This is a genomic window from Kangiella marina (assembly GCF_039541235.1).
Classification (GTDB): Bacteria; Pseudomonadota; Gammaproteobacteria; order Enterobacterales; family Kangiellaceae; genus Kangiella; species Kangiella marina.
Genome location: NZ_BAABFV010000001.1, coordinates 1,198,393 through 1,218,077 on the forward strand (window position 1 = coordinate 1,198,393; position 19,685 = coordinate 1,218,077).

Consider the following 19,685-nt stretch of genomic DNA (forward strand, 5'->3'; position numbering starts at 1 on the left):
CAAGCAATAACGACTAATGAGTATAATTTCATGACTTGTGGATTGACTTATCCCTCTCAGCACTGGATCATAATAGAGAGAGGCTATCAATTATGACACTGACAGAGTTTAAATATATTGTTGCGGTTGCTCGTGAGCGCCACTTTGGGCGCGCAGCAGAAGCATGTTTCGTCAGCCAACCGACCTTAAGCGTTGGCGTTAAAAAGCTCGAAGAGCAACTGGGAGTTACACTTTTTGAGCGCAGTAAGTCCGATGTTCGAACCACGCCACAGGGTGATCTGGTAGTTGAACAAGCTCAACGTATTTTGGAGCAGGTTAGCGTTTTAAAACAAATGGCTAAGCAAAACTCTGATCAGTTGGATGGACCGCTCAAACTTGGTGCCATTTTCACCATCGGGCCTTACTTATTGCCCTCGCTTATTCCACAGTTGCGCGAGTTGGCACCAAAAATGCCCTTGCACATTGATGAAGACTATACCCACAGCCTACGCGCAAAGCTACGCAATGGTGAAGTCGATGCGATCATTGTTGCACTGCCTTTTGAAGAGCCTGAAGTCGATGTTATTCCACTTTATCAGGAAGACTTCATTGCCTTATTGCCGGAGCGTCACCCTTGGGTTAAACGCGAGTCGCTACAGTTAGCGGATATTGCTGACGAGGTCATGATTATGCTCGGCGCTGGTCACTGCTTCCGCGATCAAGTATTAGAAGCTTGCCCACAATGCCGTGATAACAGCCTTAATCCTCAAAAAGACTGGATCACCGGAAGCTCTATCGAAACCATTCGTCAGATGGTTGCCAGTGGCTTAGGCGTTAGTGTGATTCCAAAATCCGCTGCAGATTTCCATAACGAAAAATTGGGACTGGTTACTCGAGAATTCGAAGAACCCAAACCGAGCCGTCAAGTTGCTTTAGCTTACCGCCGTAGTTTCCCGCGCAAGAAAGCTCTGGAACTGATTAAACAAGCGCTCGATACCATTGAGCTTCCCGGTAAACGTCTTATCAGTTAATGGCTATCTCGAAACTCGCCTCGGATATTAATTTAGCCAACCTCGACTGTACCAGTCTTAAAGGGGTAGGTCCGAAGCTTGCTGAAAAGTTACAGCGCCTGCACATCCATAATGTGCTCGACTTACTGCTGCACTTACCTCATCGCTATGAAGATCGAACTCAGATAAAGCCTATCGCCAGTTTGCAAGATGGCGATAGAGCCCTAATAAAAGTCCAAGTGGAACTCGCTCAAGTTCAGTACGGCAAACGACGCTCCTTGGTATGCCGTGCTAGCGATCAAAGCGCCAGTATCGACTTTCGTTTTTTCTACTTCAATAAAAGCCAGCAACAACGCTTACAAAAAGGTGCAGAGTTCTATGCCTTTGGCGAAGTGCGCCGTTTTGGTTATCAGTGCAATATGGTTCACCCTGAGCTGACAGCGGCAGATTCCACTAACGCCGCACCCTTACTCGATAGCTTGACCCCGGTCTATCCGACTACCGATGGCTTGCATCAAAACAATCTACGACAGCTTACTCGTCAAGCCGTCGCACTGCTTGAAAAGCATCCGATTGATAACTTAGTTCCTGAGTCGATTCAGCAGCAATTTCAATTGCCCGATATCAATCAAGCCCTTCGCTGGATTCATACGCCTCCGAAAGATGCCAGCGCTGACGCTTTACAGGAGTTTAGCTCTCCCGCAGCAAAGCGTTTGATCTGTGAGGAATTATTGGCCCATCAGCTGAGTATGATGCTGCAACGCAATAAGCAACAACAACAAACCGCTTTTGTCATGAGTAAAAGTAACAAGCTACAACAAGGATTGTTGCAGCAGCTGCCCTTTTCCTTAACCCAAGCACAGTCACGAGTATCCGCTGAAATTGGTCACGACTTGACTAAAGACAAGCCGATGCTCCGACTATTACAAGGTGATGTTGGTGCAGGCAAAACCTTAGTTGCAGCGATGGCGGCGTTGCAAGCGATTGAAGCTGGCTTCCAGGTCGCGATCATGGCTCCCACCGAAATATTGGCAGAGCAACACTACTTGTCCTTTAGTGGGTGGATGGAAGCGCTAGGAATTGAAACTACCTTTTTAGTCAGCAAGTTACCTGCCAAACAGAAAAAAGAAGCGCTTGAAGCTATTGCCTCCGGAAAAAGCCCATTAATTATAGGCACTCATGCCTTGTTTCAAACTGAGGTCAGTTACCACAAGCTAGGATTCGCCATCATTGATGAGCAGCACCGCTTTGGCGTCAATCAGCGTCTCGCGTTAAAGCAAAAAGCACCGCAAGGTTTTCAGCTACACCAGCTGATGATGACGGCGACGCCTATCCCGAGAACATTGTCGATGACGGTTTATGCGGATATGGATGTTTCAATTATCGATGAATTACCACCGGGTAGAACCCCAGTGCAAACCGTTGCCCTCTCGGATCAACGTCGCGAGCAAGTCATTCAACGGATCGCCACGGCCTGCCAAGAGGAACAGCGCCAAGTCTACTGGGTCTGTACTTTAATTGACGAGTCCGAGGAGGTTCAATGTCAGGCCGCGGAAACCACTGCCAGTCAGCTCGCGGAACAGCTGCCTCAGCTCAAGGTCGGTCTGGTTCACGGCCGACTTAAAAGTGACCAAAAACACATGGTCATGGATAAGTTTAAGCAAGGCGAACTGGACATCCTCGTCGCGACTACTGTTATTGAAGTCGGTGTTGACGTGCCGAACGCCAGCCTGATGATTATTGAAAACCCCGAACGGCTTGGCCTGTCGCAACTCCATCAGCTACGCGGTCGAGTCGGTCGAGGCTCGGTCGAAAGCCATTGCGTACTGCTGTACCAGCAACCCCTGTCGAATAATGCCAAAGCGCGCATTCAAGTCATGCGCGACACCAATGACGGCTTTGTTATTGCTGAAGAAGATCTCAAACTTCGCGGGCCTGGAGAGTTATTGGGCACGAGACAAACCGGCGATGTCGGATTGCGCTTTGCTGATCTCGTGCGCGATGTGGCGTTAGTCGAAGACTTACAACAGGTTGCACAACAGTTAACTCAGGAATCTCCTGATATTGCCCACAAAATTAGTCAGCGCTGGCTCGGCTCACGCGAAGATTTTGCGGACGTTTAAACGCACTAATCCTCAACAAGTTACGTCATCCCCGCGAAGGCGGGGATCTCCAACAAACTTGCTTCAAAAGATCCCCACCTTCGCGGGGATGACAAAAAACAATACTCCCTTATATCCGCCAAAGCACCCTAGTTATGGGATTTACAGCGACTTTGTGTTAAAGTTGGCGACCTAAATTTTAGACATCCATTAACGATGAGGATTCAGGAATGAAAGAGCCTGTTCGCGTTACGGTAACCGGAGCAGCCGGTCAAATTTGTTATTCTTTACTTTTCCGCATTGCCAGCGGCGAAATGCTTGGGAAAGATCAACCCGTTATTTTAAACCTTTTAGAAATCACGCCAGCACTTAAGGTTTGTGAAGCGGTAGCTATGGAGCTAAACGACTGCGCATTCCCACTAGTGAAAGATGTGGTTGTGACAGACGACCCGGCAGTAGCCTTTAAGGACGCTAAAATCGGTCTTATGGTTGGCGCTAAGCCGCGTGGTCCTGGTATGGAGCGTAAAGACCTTATCGCTGATAACGGTAAAATCTTCAGCTCGCTGGGTAAAGTTATCGACCAAGTAGCTGACAAAGACATCCGCATCTGTGTTGTGGGTAACCCAGCAAACACCAACGCTTTTATCTTGGCAGCAAACGCACCAAGCATTAACCAGCGTAACATCACGGCACTAACACGCCTTGATCACAACCGTGCGATTTACCAGCTTGCTGAAAAATCAGGTTCTGACATTGCTAGCGTTAAGAAAATGACTATCTGGGGCAACCACTCAGTAACTCAAGTTCCTGATATCTCTTTCACCGAAATCAACGGTGCTAACGCTGCCGATAAAGTTGACGCGACTTGGGCAAAGGAAGAGTTTATCCCAACAGTAGCCAAACGTGGTGCAGCCGTTATCGCAGCTCGTGGCGCTTCTTCAGCAGCTTCAGCAGCAAACGCGATTTTGGATCACATGCGCGACTGGTGTCTTGGCTCTGAGTCAGGTGACTGGGTTTCTATGGCCGTTCCATCTGACGGCAGCTACGGTGTTGAAAAAGGTCTTATCTACTCGTACCCAGTAGTATGCAAAGATGGCGACTATGAAATCGTTCAAGACTTAGCAGTATCTGATTTCATCAAAGGTAAAATGGTTGAATCAGAGACTGAACTAAAAGAAGAGCGCGATACAGTATCTGATTTACTGTAATCGTCATCGTTCAAGAAAAGCCAGCTTAACCGCTGGCTTTTTTGTGCCTGCCATCAATAAAACTTTGTACTTTCCCCAGCATAGCGCTATAAAAGATACACACCACTAAAGATTAGTTCTATGCTTATTCATTCCGACGACAACATCCTTTTACGCCACATCACATTAGGCGATGCAGATTTTATTCTTGATCTCTATAATCAACCAGCATTTAAACGATTTATTGGCGACCGTGGTGTTAACGACCTACAATCAGCCAAAGACTTCATTACCAAAACACAAGGCCACTATCAGCAGCATGGCTTCTGGTTGTATTTAGTCGAGGATAAAACGTCAGGGGAGTCACTCGGTGTCAACGGCCTAGTTCAACGGCCTTACTTAAATGCACCGGATATTGGCTTCGCCATCTCTGAGCAGTATTGGGGGCAAGGCTTCGCCTATGAGTCTAGTTTGGCCGTACTGGAGCATGCAAAAACCCTCCATCTGCCAGAAGTTCTCGCCATAACCTCACCTGACAACAGCAGTTCGGTTAACCTGCTAGTCAAGCTCGGCTTTTCAGATCAGGGTATTCAGCTCATTCCTGATACAAATGAGGAAGTGACCTTATACCGCCACACTTTAACCTGAGTATATGTCGAAACGTTTCTAACTGTCACATTCATTAACACTTGAAGACCTTTTGTTGCGACTTTTCACTACCCTGTTAACCCGACTTTGTTATTAAATAATAAGTAAGCACCTAATACAGGAACATACTGAATGTCATTATTGTTAAATATTCTCTGGCTTATTTTTGGCGGTTTTTTTGTCTCAATGGGGTACATCGCTGGCGGTATCGCTTTATGTTTTACCATCATCGGTATTCCTTGGGGCGTCCAATGTTTTAAGCTCGCTATTTTTGCACTCTTTCCATTCGGCCAAGATACCCGCATGGCAGAGCGTCCAGCGACACAAGATTTACTTAACGTGATCCTCAATATTATTTGGCTCATCTTTGGTGGTATCTGGGTCATGATTAACCATTTATTCTGGGGTGTGGTGTTATGTATTACCATTATCGGTATTCCGTTTGGTATACAGCACTTCAAAATGGTTAAGCTTGCGCTGTGGCCTTTCGGTCGTGAAATTTATGGCCTCAGAAATGGTGAGCGTCTGTTCTAATCACACTACTCATCAAGTTAGGCAGCCCGCATGATAATACGGCGCTGCCTTTTTTATGTCAGAATCTGTAACTTCTTATCGTTTTTTTATAGAAATCTTGCCAACTCTTTAGCGTGTAATGGTGTCATCCAAGCAAAACATCAGGGAGACACCATGAAACGCATCACTCTTATTATTATAGCTTTATTCGCGCTGCTGAACGTTACTGCATACGCTAGTCAGGATTCCTCACTGATTCGTTACAGCTCACTCGAAAGCGATCAAACTTTTGAACAGCTTCCACTGTCTACCGATATCCAAATGCACGTTAACAGTGTGGTCTCACGAGTCACCGTAAAACAAACTTTTAAAAATAACTCAACTGAGTGGCTAGAAGGTATATATCAGTTTCCACTACCTGAGGATGCCGCTATTGATACCTTGAAAATGCATATCGGGCAGCGAATCATTGAAGGTGAAGTTCAGGAAAAACAACAAGCCGAGCGCACTTATCAACAAGCAAAGAATCAAGGACAGCGTGCAAGCATTGTTCATCAAGCACGCGCCAATCTATTTACCACGAAGCTTGCGAATATCGCTCCGGGTGAAAGCATCACTATCGAAATCCAATTTCAGAGCTTAGTTAAAGCTGACTCAACTCACTTCAGTATTCGCATGCCGCTTGGAATTACGCCACGCTATCAACCGGGGGGAAACACAACTCAAGGTAGCTCTGAGCAGAGCGTCACTCAGAATAAACATCAAGTGACTCCTCTGCCTCACGAAATGACCATGTTCAATACCGCAACACAACCTAACCGACCGGTTAACATCCGTGTGTTGCTTAATCCAGGTTTTGATTTAGCTTTACTCGAAAGCCCTTACCACAAAACACAGATCCAGCAGCATGGCGATAACTATGAGATTAGCCTAGAAAATCCAGCGCAAGCCAATCGTGATTTTGTTCTTAACTGGCAACCTCAACTTGGTCAAGAACCCAAAGTCGCTTTATTCAGTGAGGCACAAGACGGTTATAACTATCACGTTTTGATGATGCTGCCACCTACACACACATTGGTCACTGAAAATACTCAGCCACGCGAAATGATCTTCGTCATTGATTCCTCAGGTTCAATGTCCGGTGAGTCGATGCAACAGGCTAAAGCAGGGCTTTTATTCGCACTCAATCAACTCGGCCCAGATGACACTTTCAATATTATCGACTTCGATCATATCGCTCGTAAATTGTTTCCCAACGCGGTCGAAAATTCTGAACAAACACGCCAAAGTGCCATTGAATTCGTTAACCAGCTGGTCGCTGATGGCGGCACCGAAATTGCTGGAGCGGTACAATTAGCACTTGATAAGCCTCAATCCGATCGTCTTCGACAAATCGTCTTCTTAACCGATGGTAGTATCGGCAATGAGTCTCAAATATTTCAGCTTATTGAGAGTAAACTTGGCAATAATAGACTGTTTACCGTCGGTATTGGGTCAGCGCCTAACAGTTACTTTATGAATAAGGCGGCCAATTTTGGACGCGGTACTTACACTTACATTGGTAGCATTAATGAGGTGCAAACACAGCTACAAAACCTGTTTAAAAAATTACGTCATCCCGCATTAACCGACCTACAGCTTAAAGGTGCCTCAGCCGCCAGTATTGATTTACAACCCAAAGTACTGCGTGACTTATATTTGGGTGAACCGTTATTCGTCAGCTACCGAACGCCAAAAGAACACGCCGTCAGCCTTAAGGTCAGCGGAAAGTCTGATGTTTACGACTGGTCGAGCAATATTCCCGTCGTCGTCAACGGTAAGGATAAAGGTATTGCGAAGTTATGGGCACGTCAAAAAATTGCTTCTATCAACAGTAATTTCGAGCTGAGTTATGCTGACAAAAAAGAGAAAATCACGGACACAGCGTTAGCGTTTCAGCTTGTCAGTGATTTCACCAGCTTAGTGGCGGTCGATAAAACCCCGGCAAGAGTTCGTGAAGCTCTCAAGCAACACCGTCTAAAGAACCCTCTCCCTAAAGGTTTTAAAAGCAAGCATGGCTACCCACAAGGCGGCACCATTGCCAACATCGCGTTATTTGTTGGTGTACTTACGCTGCTGTTAGCCATTGCTTATCAGATGATGTTTAACCGCCGTCGTAAAGCAGTTCATAACAGTAACGCCTAAGTATTGGATAGAACACTAATGAAGAAACTCTTACGCAAATACGGCGTCATCGTCGCCCTTCTGACCATCAGCCTTGTGGCTTTTGGTCAGGCCGGCTACATTAAGGCCAAAGCTATATTGGCACAACATTTATTAAGCAACGCTTGGGAACAGACCTTAAAAGATGGTAAGCCTCATAAGCCTTGGTCATGGGCGGATACTTATCCCGTGGCCAAGCTTGAAGCCCCCAGTCAAAATGTTGAGCAGATTGTATTAGCAGGAGCTTCCGGTCGAAATTTAGCATTTGGTCCTGGGCACGTGCTTTCCAGCTCACCGCTAACCGAAAAAGGACATATCGTTCTTGGTGGTCACCGTGATACTCACTTTGAATTTCTGCAATATGTAAAAGTTGGTGAGCCGCTACGCTTGACGAATAAAAAAGGAGTAACGATGACGTATGAGATCACAGCCTTAGAAGTCCATCACATCGAGAAAGATGTACTGTATGATCGTGGTGAGAATCAACTAACGTTAATTACCTGCTACCCCTTTAATTCACTCGAAACGGGTGGGCCATTACGGTATTTAGTGCATGCGACCCTAAGCAATAACTCCTAAGACGGCACTAGGCAGCACTTACCTTTTCTTCACCACCGCCAAAGTTAACCGGGAGATACAACTGAGTTTGTTATTCGAGTCATACAGCTTGATCTGCCACACTTGAGACTTACTACCGCCATGTACCTGCTCAGCTCTGCCTCTAACCACGCCCGAACGAACGCCTCTCAAGTGATTGCCATTCACCTCTTGCCCAACACAAATGTATTTATCCGGATCAATGGTTAACATACCGCCTATCGATCCTAAAGTTTCAGCTAAAACGATATTAGCCCCACCATGCACCAACTTATAAGGTTGAAACGTTCGATGATCCGCGGGCATGGTGCCTTCTAAATAATCGTCACCAATCTCTGTTATCTCGATCCCAATGTGCTCCAAGAGAGTTCCTTTTCTCCAACTATTTATTTCTTCTAAGTCAGGTTTCTTAAACCAGATGCTCACGCTTTACTCCAATACTCTCGATGAACCTACTCTAAAGCCAACAATTTACATGATTTCATCACTGCCTAAAAGTCATTACGCTTTGAAATAGATTGCCTATTACGCTAACTGCTATACCCTGTAGTGATACTGTGTCTAGTTTTTATCATCGATAATCTGCTGAACACCCCAACCGAGCCAGCCTAATGACAAACCTCCGCCTGTGTTATCAGACAGTTGAATTTGGACAAATAGATATACACCTCTGCACTTTGCGCGACAATCAAGAATTTTATGATCCAGAAGGCATTGCAGAAAATCTCGGTATCTCGTCAGCATCCTGGCCTATTTTCGGTACGATCTGGCCGTCCAGTTTAGTACTTGCTCACTATATGTTGGATTATGACACTGACTCTAAACGAATCTTGGAAGTCGGCTGCGGCATGGCACTATCAAGTTTACTGTTGAATAAGCAATCCGCTGACATTACGGCAACTGACTACCATCCAGAAACGCATAAGTTCTTACAGAGAAATACCTTGCTAAATGGCGATAAAGATATCGCCTACGAACAAGTAAACTGGGTTGATAACAATGATCATCTAGGCCTTTTTGATGTCATCATTGGTAGCGACCTGCTGTATGAAGATAGTCACATTGAACTCTTGGCGAATTTTATAGAGGCACACGCCAAGCCTCACTGTGACGTCATTATTGTTGACCCTGGTCGCGGTAGGAAAACTAAGCTCAGCACGCGATTTATGGAGTTTGGGTTCACTTCGTCCCACCTAAAACCCAGCCATACCGATTATCTGCCAACAGAATTTAAGGGATATATCCTCAAATTTGAACGCTAAACCTTAATCATGGATTGCCCACTCTTTCGCGCTCCGGTCTTTGTTCTCGTCCTCAATAGGTTGGATTCTCTCAATCTTTCTTAGAATGTAGTCTTTAGGTAACAGCGTTTCCTTGGCTCCCACTAGCACATGATTCAAATACCATGAATACGGCTGTATGCCACTTTCTTTACCAATGGCTATATAGATTGTCGCTTCCGTTGGTGAACCATCGTTACTTGATACAACGGTCACCACCTTCTCTTCGTACCCCGCTTCAGCTTCATCCAAAACAGGTTTTTCCTGCGGGTCAATTTTATACAAGGCACCATAAACTCTATCACCATCGTTTGAAGTAAAGTAAGCGTCACACTTTCCTGAGCCGTCACCACTTAATTTATGGAACCTCAGATCATACCCATCAAGCATATAGCAGCCCATAGGCTGAGCACTGGGAACTCGCGCTCTTAGGCGAGAAACTGACATGTTTGAACCGTACGCAAAATAATACATCTTTCCCCTTTTTATAGTCCTGCTACTGATCAGTAACGACTAAAACTATTCGTACTCTACTGCCCACATACTAACAAACCCAGCCCCTTCACTAAAAATATTAGTATTTTTAGAAATAAAATCACTGGTTTAACGTTAAACTATAAATGTTGACTATATAGGGATTTTTTTATGAAGCGCTTATTACAAATTATCTTGTTAATTTTTATATTAGTGGGGATTATAATTCTATTGGTGAGATAGAATTGAAGGTTTTATTCGAAATAGGGATACCCCTCACTCTGACCCTATTATTTTAATCTCGATCCCAATGTGCTCCAAGAGAGTCCTTTTCTCCAACTATTTATTTCTTCTTGATTTGCTTCTTTAAATCATATATTCATTATTTATCTCCAGCTCATTAGATGATTAGTACCGATTATTGATTGAATCTGTCTGCCATTGCAAAGTGCGCTAACTGATCTGCATATGCTTTTTTAAAAGCAGGACGGGCAGTAGCCCTCTCAACATAATCCTTACAGGCTGGATAATCACTTAACTCACCAAAACGGTCCACTAAACGCAATACATCTGACATAGCAATATCAGCAATGGAGAAATCATTTACCAGCCATTCACGCTCAGCCAATACTGACTCCATGCGTTGTAATCGCGACTCTAAAAAATTATTCAAATTTTCACGACCTGGCGTTTCTTCATTATCGTTACTAAATTTAAACAACGACCAAGGCACGCTAGCCATCTCTATTGAGTTAAGTGCTGCAAATAACCACTGAATAACTTGGCTACGGCCTATTGGTTCGTTTGGTATTAAGTTCTCGCTACGTTCAGCAATATGAAGGAGCATAGCCCCGCTTTCAAAAATCGTGAACTCTCCATCCTTCAACCATGGTACTTGCCCAAAAGGCTGATTCTCAAGATGCTCTTTATTTCTATTTTTAAAAGGCACTCCCTCTATACGATATGCTAAGCCAGCTTCTTCCATCGCCCAACTAGCACGGATATCACGAACGTACCCACGGGGAACCTCCGGCACCCAATCAAAAGTTGTTAAAATAATCTCCTTCATTCTTCACCTTCTATCTAATCAACTGCTTTAACACTAAATATCACATAATATTCAGCCTATCAAAAATAACTGTCTATCAAAACATAACGCTCATTGGAATAAAAAACCAACATGTCTCGTTAAAGTTAAAAATAATGGCTCATGAATGAATAATGAAAAGATTAATACAAGTTATTTTATTAATATTAATGCTAATAGGTATTGTTATTTTGCTAATCCATTGTTCTATGTAATTCGATAAACTGATAGTGATATTGATTCTTTTCATCTGGCTGGTGTTTCTCTCGCGAGATTTCTTTCCAGTGATGATGGGTCCAGTCGGGGAAACGTGCATCGCCGTTTGTATCGAGATCAATAAACGTCAGGTAGAGTTTGTCCGCTTGGTCAATCATTTGACCGTAGATATTAGCGCCGCCGATAATCATGATTTCGTCTTCATCTTGTGCCACTTCTAGCGCAGCTTCTAAGCTTGTCACCACTTCGCAGTGCTCGTTATGAAAATCCGAACGATAATCGGGGTTGCGACTAATAATAATATTTTTTCGTCCCGGTAATACCATGCCGATAGACTCATGGGTTTTACGCCCCATGATCACGGGCTTGCCTAAGGTCACGGCTTTGAAATGTTTTAAGTCAGCAGGTAAGTGCCACGGCATTTGGTTATCTTTTCCGATAACCCGATCGTTTGCCATGGCGACGATTAAACTAATTATCGGTTTCTTATGTTGAGGCATATTCTTCTCTGAAATTTTAAACGGCCACAGGCGCTTTAATGTGCGGATGACTTTCATAACCCACGATTTCAAAGTCTTCAAACTCATAATCGAATAACGAATCCGGCTTACGCTTAATGTTCAGCTTAGGCAAAGGTAATGGTTCACGAGACAGTTGCTCTTTGGCTTGCTCGAAATGATTGCTGTAAAGGTGCGTATCACCGCCGGTCCAGATAAACTCGCCGACCTCTAAACCCGCCTGCTCCGCCATCATGTGCGTCAATAGCGCATAAGAGGCGATATTAAACGGCACTCCTAGAAAAATATCGGCGCTGCGCTGGTACAACTGGCACGATAACTTTCCGTTAGCGACGTAGAACTGGAATAACGAGTGACAAGGCGGTAACGCCATTTCATCGGCGACTCCAGGATTATAAGCCACTACCATCAAGCGACGGCTGTTGGGATTATTTTTTATTTGTTCAAGAACATTAGTGATTTGATCAATCGTGGTGCCGTCAGGCTTTTTCCAAGAGCGCCACTGTTCACCATAAACTGGGCCCAAGTCACCATTCTCATCAGCCCACTCGTCCCAAATTTTCACGCCATTATCTTGTAAGTATTTGATATTAGTATCGCCATTCAAGAACCACAATAGCTCGTAAATAATCGAACGCAGGTGTAATTTCTTCGTGGTGACAAGAGGAAAGCCTTCTTGTAAGTCAAAACGCATCTGGTAGCCAAAAACACTGCGTGTTCCAGTCCCCGTTCTATCACCTTTATCTTCGCCATTGTCTAAAACATGGCGCATCATATCTAAATATTCTTTCATAGGACTTGTTTCATAATACCTGTTTTATAAGCTCAGCCTTATAACTCTGTCATTCCCGCGGAAGCGGGAACGACGCATCCAATTTGTTTATTAAAACGACATTTTTGTTCACACGTAAGACAAAATACTTTTTGAATCACGGAGTTTACTATTATGTAAATGAGTATATTCTAACAGTATTTTAACACCACTATGGGAAAGGCCGTTTTAAGGCTTCTGATATGCCTTTACCAACAAATATACACCGATAACGATCATCGGTACACACAGCACCTGCCCCATGGTTAACCACGATATCACTTTACCTAAATGGGCATCTGGCTCGCGGAAAAACTCAACGCCGAACCTAAAGACACCATAACCAATCAAGAACAAGCCTGATACCGCTTTTCTCGGTCTAGGCTTTGCTGAATAAAACCACACGACGAGAAACAGTATCAATCCTTCAAATATCGCCTGATAGAGCTGCGAAGGATGGCGCAAAATACCGTCGGGGTCTTGTGGGAAACGTATGGCTAAGAAAAAGTCCGAACTTGCGGCTCTGCCCCACAGCTCTCCATTGATAAAGTTCCCTATTCGGCCAAACATCAAGCCCAAAGGCACTAACGGCACCACAAAGTCAGTTACTTCAAAGAAACTTTTCTGGTTCTTTCGAGCAAAATACCAACCCGCCAAAGCCACCCCCAGCAAACCACCGTGGAATGACATACCACCTTCCCATATCTTGAATAGGTAGAGCGCGTCCTGAGCCCAAAACTCCAATCCATAAAATAGCACATACCCAATACGGCCACCGATGATGACGCCAATGAAACCGAAGAACAAAAAGTCTGACACTTGCTCTGCCGTCCAACCTGAATTTGGCTGTTTTGCACGATAGGTGCCTAAGCCCCACGCAGCTAAGAAGCCGAGCAAATACATAAAGCCGTACCAATGCAGTGCTATCGGTCCTATCTCAAACATGACGGGGTCAATTTTCGGGAAATCCATAAATATCTCTTTTCTAAGAAGTTATTGTCTTTTATTAGCTTACAGGTGGTCGATAATGATTTTTATAGCCACAACGATCAGTAATACCGCGAATATACGTTTAATCACTTTGGTCGGTAATCGATGAGCCAAATAAGCCCCAAACGGTGCCGTCAGCATTGAACCGATCGCAATGGCAATCATCGCAGGCCAGTAGACATAGCCGATATGGTTTACCGGCAGTGAATCCGTACCCCAGCCCGTTATGATATAGCCTGCCGCCGCCATAATCGCTAACGGTAAGCCACATGCCGCTGCGGTACCAATGGCAACCACTAATTTTTCTTTATGATACAACAAATAAGGGACGACCACACTACCACCGCCAATACCCACTAGCGACGAAACAGCCCCCATCACCACTCCTGCGGGTAATCGCTGTTTGCCTTGGGTTTTCTCGCCTTTTGCCTCAGGGTTAACGCCTGATAACAGTTTTATTCCAACAAGGATGGCAAAAATACTAAAAGTCCAAGCCAGCCAAGCCGTATTCATGTACTTAGCAAGAATGGCCCCCAGCAAACCTCCAATGGCGATTCCCGGAATTAACACCTTTAGCAAAGGAACACTGACCGATCCTCGTCTGTAGTGTGAGCGTGCTGAAGACAGTGCGATAAAGCAAATTGTCGCCATTGAAGTGCCCAGAGCGACATGCATCACGTGTTCAGCAGGCACCCCAAGCTGCGGCGCCAACCAAATCATCGAAGGCACTATCACCATGCCTCCACCAATCCCCAAAAGTCCGGCTAAAACACCATTAAATAGACCCAATGCTACAAACGCCAGCAGCCACAAAAACTGTATGTCCAAGCGATAAACTCTATTGTTATGAGAGTCCTGATTATTGCATAAATCCGTTATTATTTAAGGCCTTTCTTCCCCTTAAGCCTAGCTAGTGTCGCTTTATCGCTGTTCCAGCTTACGGTATGATTATTGATATCATCATACAAAACACAGACACTATGCGCCGATTTAGCGAAGCCTGCGAACGCAATCAAGGCCCCATCCTTGATGCTATAAAACCCTATTTAACCCACAGTAACGATGTGCTCGAAGTGGGCTCAGGCACCGGTCAGCATGCAGTCTGGTTTGCTGGCGCCATGCCTCATCTAACGTGGCATACCAGCGACTTACGCGAGAATCATGGTTCCATAATTGCATGGCTAGAAGCGAGTGATTTACCCAACATTCGCAGCCCAAGAAGCCTCAATGTTGGCCAGAAAGTTTGGCCAGTCAATCAAGTTGATGCCATTTTCACTGCCAATACCTGCCACATCATGTCTTGGGATCGCGTGAAAGACCTATTCCACGGCGCTAACCGTGTCCTGAAGCCAGGAGGTTACCTGCTAATTTATGGCCCCTTTAACGTCAATGGCGATTACACCTCTGAATCTAACAAAGACTTTGACCAGTTTCTTAAGGAGCAGGATCCGGATAGCGGTATTAGAGATTATGACGACATGAATCGTGCCGCTAGGCATAACGGGCTACAGCTCGTAGAACGCCACGACATGCCCGCCAATAATATGCTGCTGGCTTATCAGAAGAATTCTTCGTTCTAACGCTCGTCACATAATTCGCCAGATTTAAAACACAAAAACCTCTTTTTTGTTCGCTCTAATACAAGCTTAAAAAAGGAGGTTTCATGCTTATTAAATTTATTATCTTTTGTCTTCTAGCAACGTTTAGCTCTACTCTTTTCGCCTGCGGAGGATCTAGCTCACCAACACTCGAGAATCTTGCTCTAATATTTTCTTCCGGACTTATTCTTAGCTGCTTTTTCCTTTTGCCACTTGGAATCATCATGCTCAATACCAGCAACTCTTCTCGATACCTATGGCTATTTTCTGTGTACTTCATAACAGCTGTCTTTACCATAGTGACGATGTTCTTCGTAACTAATAACATGGCGGCATACTTAAGCTTGCTACTATGCGTGCTTTGTACTCTTCCAACATTCCACACCGCTTATTTGGCATATAAAAAAAGAGCAGCTAATTAGCTGCTCTCTGACTCTTTATTCACGTTGTTGCGGTAAGGATGTCGGGGTCTTCGACGTCGGTTGCCTTGGCGCTGCTGACTATTATTTGAGTCGGCGGCTGGCGCCTGCTCCTGCTTTCCTTGTTGTGAGTGACGGGAGCCACCACCTTTTTTATGCTTCTTTTCTGGACGATGACTGGACTTACCTTGCATCTGAAAACGAAACATAGCCCCCATCAATTCTGATAGTGCTGAGCGGTAAACATCCCTTTTGAAATTAACTACATTTCGTACCGGGTACCAATAGTTAACCCAGATAAAACCATCAAACTCCGGATGGTTAGTCGCTTCAAAGTCAATTTTACTTTCATCGCTCACCAGCTGTAACAAAAACCACTTCTGTTTTTGGCCAACACACAGTGGTTGGGAGTTCTGGCGAATCAGTCGTTGCGGCAATCGGTACTTGTACCAATGCTGCGTACTCCCTAGAATACGGACATCATCTTTTTCAAGGCCGACTTCTTCGTATAGTTCTCGGTACATGGTTTGCTCTGCACTTTCGCCCGGGTGCACGCCCCCTTGCGGGAACTGCCACGATGTCTGTCCAAAACGGCGCGTCCAGAGTAACTGGCCTTGGTTGTTACAAATGATGATGCCGACGTTGGCCCTAAAGCCGTCTGCGTCGATCATCTATTCATCCAAATCATAAAACTTTGATATCATTGTTCCACATACCGATGCTTTCGACAATAACAAATTATGCAATACGATAACCCGCAAGCCCTACTAGACCACGCCCAGAGCTTCGCAGGCTCTACCTTAGGCGAGCTTTGTGAGCGCTATAAAGAACAGGTTCCTCAGCAGTTATTGCATAAAAAAGGCTGGGTCGGCCAATTCATTGAAATGATTCTCGGAGCAACGTCCGGCTCGCTGGCGCAACCAGACTTTCCTGACATTGGTGTTGAACTTAAAACGTTGCCGATTGATGAACAAGGACGCCCGCTTGAATCAACCTACGTCAGCGTCGTTCCTTTGATTGATATCCAAGGCTTATGCTGGGAGAACTCTGTCGTCCGACACAAGCTCATGCACGTTCTTTGGGTGCCCATCGTCGCCAGTCGGGAAATTCCTATTGAGAAACGACAAATTGCAATGCCCTTCCTATGGCAGCCAAGCGTTGAACAAGAGCAGACATTAAAACAAGACTTCGAGGATATCCTTGATCATGTCTCAATGGGGGGTATTGAACAAGTGGATGCTCGGCTTGGCGAGATATTACAAGTAAGACCAAAAGCCGCAAACTCGAAAGCATTGACTGATGCCATAGGGCCAGATGGCTCAACCATTAAAACATTGCCCCGAGGTTTTTACTTACGCCCACAGTTTACCAAGCATTGTTTACAGCAGTACTTTACTGAGACTCAAGTTTAGCTAATGCTTCAGCTCGTAATTCCTGTCGAGCTTGATCGTAGGCCAGTTTTCTCTGACGACTTGCTGTATTGATCTTTTTCTCCAACTCCATATACAGCTGATAGTATTCAATTGCTTTATCTTTATTCTTTAGCTTAGAGTGAGTCTTCGCTAATATTTGGGTAGCATTTCTCATACGCTTAACATCTCCTGCGTCTTCTGACACTGAGAATGCTTTACTCGCGAACTTTTCCGCTTTGTCATAGCGACCCGTTTCAAAATATAAGTTTGCCAGACGGATTTCGGTAAGCGACGTTAAAACGGGCCAACCATACTTCTTAACATCGATGTAGCTCTTTTCTAACAACCTTTTTGCTTTAGTAAATTCCTTCCTACTCATCGCAATATCAGCTTCAAGATTTGGCAAATGTAGTATGAATAGTCCTTCATTAGCTTTTCGGCAAACCTCATAAGCTTGATTTAGACGGTTACCCGCTAATGCATATTCTTCCGCAGAGATCTCGATGAATGCCATCTCGTAATGTGACTGACATTGCTTGGCCAAGTCCTTTGTTTTTATTGAAAGCTGTAATAATCTTCTTGCATAATCCATCGCATAATCGACCATTCCGGAGTCATTATAAAAACTTACGGCATTCTGCAACACATTGGCTTTATATTCTTCGTCCTGCATCTTCGGTATCAAGCCTAAAGCTTTATCAAAGTGCATATAGGAGCGTACGTACTTTCCTTGGAGCTGAGAAACCGCAGCAAAAATCGAATGTGCCCGACCTTTATAGTCAATATCAGCATCGCTGTTAATGATTTTCAACAGTAACCTCTCTGCTTCAGCGAAATCACTCTCCATGGTGGCAGAGTGAGCCATCAGCAGCCAATATAAATGCTTCTCACTATCCGAAAACTCAGACTTGTATTTAGATATTTCCTGTAAGGACTGCTTTGTACCTGACAAGTCTTTAATTCTCTGACTCTCAATTGCTTTGAGATCATTATAATAATCGGCCCCAACCAAGCTTTTGGTCAACAGACATAAAGCAATACCAGATATAAGTTTTTTAACATTCATAGATTACAAGTCTCTCGTATTAGTAACATCAAAGGCAAGCTTTCTTTGACGTAACTTTATATCTCTTTCATTACTTAAGCGTCTATAAATCCGAAAGTACTTTAGATGCTCAAAGCTTTGCAGGATCGATCTTGGGCGAACTCTGTGGTTAGTCATAAGCTAATACACGTGCTTTGGATGCCCAACGTCGCTAGCCGTGAGCTCCCTATTGAACAACGACAAATTGCCACGCCCTTCCTGTGGCAACCCACTTTCGAGCAGGAGCAGACGTTAAAAAAGGACTTTGAGGATGTTCTTGATCAGGTCTCCATGGGGAATGTAGAGCAAGTCGATGCTCGGCTTGGTGAAATACTACAGGTAAGACCTAAAGCTGCAAACTCAAAAGCACTAACGGATGCGATTGGGACGGACGGTTCCACTATTAAAACGTTACGCAAATCTTTTTACTTACGTCCACAATTTGCCAAGCAGTGCTTACAACAACAGTTTAGTTACCTAAGTCCAACTTAGATTACTGCTCTACTCTAAGCCACTGTCTCGCCTGGTCATAGGATAACTTTCTTTGACGGCTTGAAGCGCTTAATCTTTTCTCAAGCTCCATGTACATTAGAAAGTATTTGATAGCCTTATCTTTTTCGCCGAGTTCAGAATATATATTTGCCAAGATTTCAGTAGCACCTTTGGCACGCTTGATGTCGCCTATCTCCTCTGAAGCTTTCAATGCTTTTAAAGCTAGCTTTTCTGCCTCTTTAAACTCATCTATTTTAGAGTACAAGTTAGCTAACTTAATTTCAGTGCTTGCACTGAGAATCTTCCAACCATACTTTTTGACTTCAGTATAATTTTCTTCTAATAACTTTCTTGCTCTTGAGGTATCGCCTTTCTGTATTGCTAAATCAGCCCTTACATTTGGCAAGTGCAATAAAAATAACGTTTCATTCGCTTTGTTACATATATTATCTGTTTTAGTTAATCTATCTTCTGCTAATTCATATTTATTTGCTGATAACTCGATAAACATCATCTCAAAGTGGGCTTGGCACTGATTCGATAAATCTTTTCTTTGGACTCCAAGCTTCAGTAATCGTCTTGCATGATCCATCGCATAATCAAACATGCCTGAGTCATTATAAAAACTTACAGCATTTTGCAGAATATTCGCCTTATACTCTTCATTGTCCATTCTTGGGACATGTCTTAATGCTTTGTCTAAATGCAGATAAGATCTTACGTACTCCCCTTGAAGCTGTAATACCGCAGCAAAAACCGAATGAGCCCGGCCTTTATAGTCAATATCAGCATCACTGTTAATGATTTTCAGCAGTAACCTCTCTGCTTCAGCGAAATCACTCTCCATGGTGGCAGAGTGAGCCATCAGCAGCCAATATAAATGCTTCTCACTATCCGAAAACTCAGACTTGTATTTAGATATTTCCTGTAAGGACTGCTTTGTACCTGACAAGTCTTTAATTCTCTGACTCTCAATTGCTTTGAGATCATTATAATAACCTGCACCAATCAAGCCTTTGGTCAACAGATATAAAGCAATACCAGATATAAGTTTTTTAACATTCAT

Annotated in this window: 21 protein-coding genes and 1 pseudogene; 11 read left to right on the top strand and 11 right to left on the bottom strand. The window is 44.2% G+C overall.

The annotated features are described in order from the left end of the window. The first annotated feature begins 92 nt into the window (after window positions 1-92). From ABD943_RS05360 to ABD943_RS05390, 7 genes are all read left to right on the top strand, one after another. Window positions 93-1,010: a LysR substrate-binding domain-containing protein gene (locus ABD943_RS05360; RefSeq protein WP_345292150.1), complete on the top strand. Its 918-nt coding sequence runs from the start codon at window positions 93-95 to the stop codon at window positions 1,008-1,010. Next, complete coding sequence (recG, locus tag ABD943_RS05365) at window positions 1,010-3,112, top strand: ATP-dependent DNA helicase RecG (RefSeq protein ID WP_345292151.1); 2,103 nt, start codon at window positions 1,010-1,012, stop codon at window positions 3,110-3,112. The genes ABD943_RS05360 and recG overlap by 1 nt, the downstream gene beginning before the upstream one ends. 209 nt (window positions 3,113-3,321) lie before the next feature. Beyond that, entirely contained in the window at window positions 3,322-4,299 is a 978-nt protein-coding gene (locus ABD943_RS05370; protein ID WP_345292152.1) for a malate dehydrogenase, read from the top strand. Window positions 4,300-4,419: 120 nt separating this feature from the next. Then, complete coding sequence (locus ABD943_RS05375; RefSeq protein WP_345292153.1) at window positions 4,420-4,926, top strand: GNAT family N-acetyltransferase; 507 nt, start codon at window positions 4,420-4,422, stop codon at window positions 4,924-4,926. A gap of 132 nt (window positions 4,927-5,058) precedes the next feature. Further along, a complete protein-coding gene (locus tag ABD943_RS05380) occupies window positions 5,059-5,460 on the top strand; it encodes a YccF domain-containing protein (protein WP_345292154.1) in 402 nt (133 codons plus the stop codon). A gap of 153 nt (window positions 5,461-5,613) precedes the next feature. Further along, window positions 5,614-7,623, top strand: a complete 2,010-nt coding sequence (locus tag ABD943_RS05385) for a marine proteobacterial sortase target protein (RefSeq protein ID WP_345292155.1) — start codon at window positions 5,614-5,616, stop codon at window positions 7,621-7,623. A gap of 18 nt (window positions 7,624-7,641) precedes the next feature. Continuing rightward, window positions 7,642-8,220, top strand: a complete 579-nt coding sequence (locus tag ABD943_RS05390; RefSeq protein ID WP_345292156.1) for a class GN sortase — start codon at window positions 7,642-7,644, stop codon at window positions 8,218-8,220. A gap of 18 nt (window positions 8,221-8,238) precedes the next feature. Here the strand turns inward: ABD943_RS05390 and ABD943_RS05395 are convergent, their stop codons facing one another. Further along, the gene (locus tag ABD943_RS05395; protein WP_345292157.1) at window positions 8,239-8,664 is read right to left on the bottom strand and encodes a hotdog fold thioesterase; all 426 of its coding nucleotides are present in this window, start codon (window positions 8,662-8,664) and stop codon (window positions 8,239-8,241) included. Window positions 8,665-8,849: 185 nt separating this feature from the next. On the opposite strand from ABD943_RS05395, the gene ABD943_RS05400 reads away from it, so the two are divergent. Further along, window positions 8,850-9,500: a class I SAM-dependent methyltransferase gene (locus ABD943_RS05400; protein ID WP_345292158.1), complete on the top strand. Its 651-nt coding sequence runs from the start codon at window positions 8,850-8,852 to the stop codon at window positions 9,498-9,500. A 3-nt stretch (window positions 9,501-9,503) separates the two neighbouring features. Here ABD943_RS05400 and ABD943_RS05405 read toward each other — a convergent pair whose 3' ends face one another. From ABD943_RS05405 to ABD943_RS05430, 6 genes are all read right to left on the bottom strand, one after another. After that, window positions 9,504-9,992 (bottom strand): gamma-glutamylcyclotransferase family protein, encoded by a 489-nt coding sequence (locus tag ABD943_RS05405; RefSeq protein WP_345292159.1) that lies wholly within the window; start codon window positions 9,990-9,992, stop codon window positions 9,504-9,506. A 418-nt stretch (window positions 9,993-10,410) separates the two neighbouring features. Beyond that, window positions 10,411-11,061 carry a glutathione S-transferase family protein gene (locus tag ABD943_RS05410; protein ID WP_345292160.1) on the bottom strand — a complete coding sequence of 217 codons (651 nt, stop codon included), beginning with the start codon at window positions 11,059-11,061 and terminating at the stop codon, window positions 10,411-10,413. A 212-nt stretch (window positions 11,062-11,273) separates the two neighbouring features. Next, window positions 11,274-11,795, bottom strand: coding sequence for a type 3 dihydrofolate reductase (gene folA, locus ABD943_RS05415; RefSeq protein ID WP_345292161.1), 522 nt, complete (start codon window positions 11,793-11,795; stop codon window positions 11,274-11,276). A 16-nt stretch (window positions 11,796-11,811) separates the two neighbouring features. Beyond that, a complete protein-coding gene (locus ABD943_RS05420; RefSeq protein WP_345292162.1) occupies window positions 11,812-12,606 on the bottom strand; it encodes a thymidylate synthase in 795 nt (264 codons plus the stop codon). 207 nt (window positions 12,607-12,813) lie between these two features. Continuing rightward, window positions 12,814-13,596: a prolipoprotein diacylglyceryl transferase gene (lgt, locus tag ABD943_RS05425; protein WP_345292163.1), complete on the bottom strand. Its 783-nt coding sequence runs from the start codon at window positions 13,594-13,596 to the stop codon at window positions 12,814-12,816. A gap of 39 nt (window positions 13,597-13,635) precedes the next feature. Continuing rightward, entirely contained in the window at window positions 13,636-14,442 is an 807-nt protein-coding gene (locus ABD943_RS05430) for a sulfite exporter TauE/SafE family protein (protein ID WP_345292164.1), read from the bottom strand. 116 nt (window positions 14,443-14,558) lie between these two features. On the opposite strand from ABD943_RS05430, the gene ABD943_RS05435 reads away from it, so the two are divergent. Beyond that, window positions 14,559-15,194: a DUF938 domain-containing protein gene (locus ABD943_RS05435; RefSeq protein ID WP_345292165.1), complete on the top strand. Its 636-nt coding sequence runs from the start codon at window positions 14,559-14,561 to the stop codon at window positions 15,192-15,194. Window positions 15,195-15,249: 55 nt separating this feature from the next. On the opposite strand, the gene ABD943_RS05440 is transcribed toward ABD943_RS05435, so the two are convergent. Further along, window positions 15,250-15,492 (bottom strand): hypothetical protein, encoded by a 243-nt coding sequence (locus ABD943_RS05440; protein ID WP_345292166.1) that lies wholly within the window; start codon window positions 15,490-15,492, stop codon window positions 15,250-15,252. 285 nt (window positions 15,493-15,777) lie between these two features. After that, window positions 15,778-16,302, bottom strand: a pseudogene (gene rppH / locus ABD943_RS05445) (RNA pyrophosphohydrolase); the annotation flags it as partial. A 69-nt stretch (window positions 16,303-16,371) separates the two neighbouring features. On the opposite strand from rppH, the gene mutH reads away from it, so the two are divergent. Further along, entirely contained in the window at window positions 16,372-17,043 is a 672-nt protein-coding gene (mutH, locus tag ABD943_RS05450; RefSeq protein WP_345292168.1) for a DNA mismatch repair endonuclease MutH, read from the top strand. Here the strand turns inward: mutH and ABD943_RS05455 are convergent. Next, window positions 17,024-18,109, bottom strand: coding sequence for a tetratricopeptide repeat protein (locus ABD943_RS05455; protein WP_345292169.1), 1,086 nt, complete (start codon window positions 18,107-18,109; stop codon window positions 17,024-17,026). The genes mutH and ABD943_RS05455 overlap by 20 nt on opposite strands. A 105-nt stretch (window positions 18,110-18,214) precedes the next feature. Between ABD943_RS05455 and ABD943_RS05460 the strand changes: the two genes are divergently transcribed. Next, on the top strand, window positions 18,215-18,619 hold the full coding sequence (locus tag ABD943_RS05460) for a MutH/Sau3AI family endonuclease (protein ID WP_345292170.1): 405 nt from the start codon (window positions 18,215-18,217) through the stop codon (window positions 18,617-18,619). Window position 18,620: 1 nt separating this feature from the next. On the opposite strand, the gene ABD943_RS05465 is transcribed toward ABD943_RS05460, so the two are convergent. Beyond that, complete coding sequence (locus tag ABD943_RS05465) at window positions 18,621-19,685, bottom strand: tetratricopeptide repeat protein (RefSeq protein WP_345292171.1); 1,065 nt, start codon at window positions 19,683-19,685, stop codon at window positions 18,621-18,623.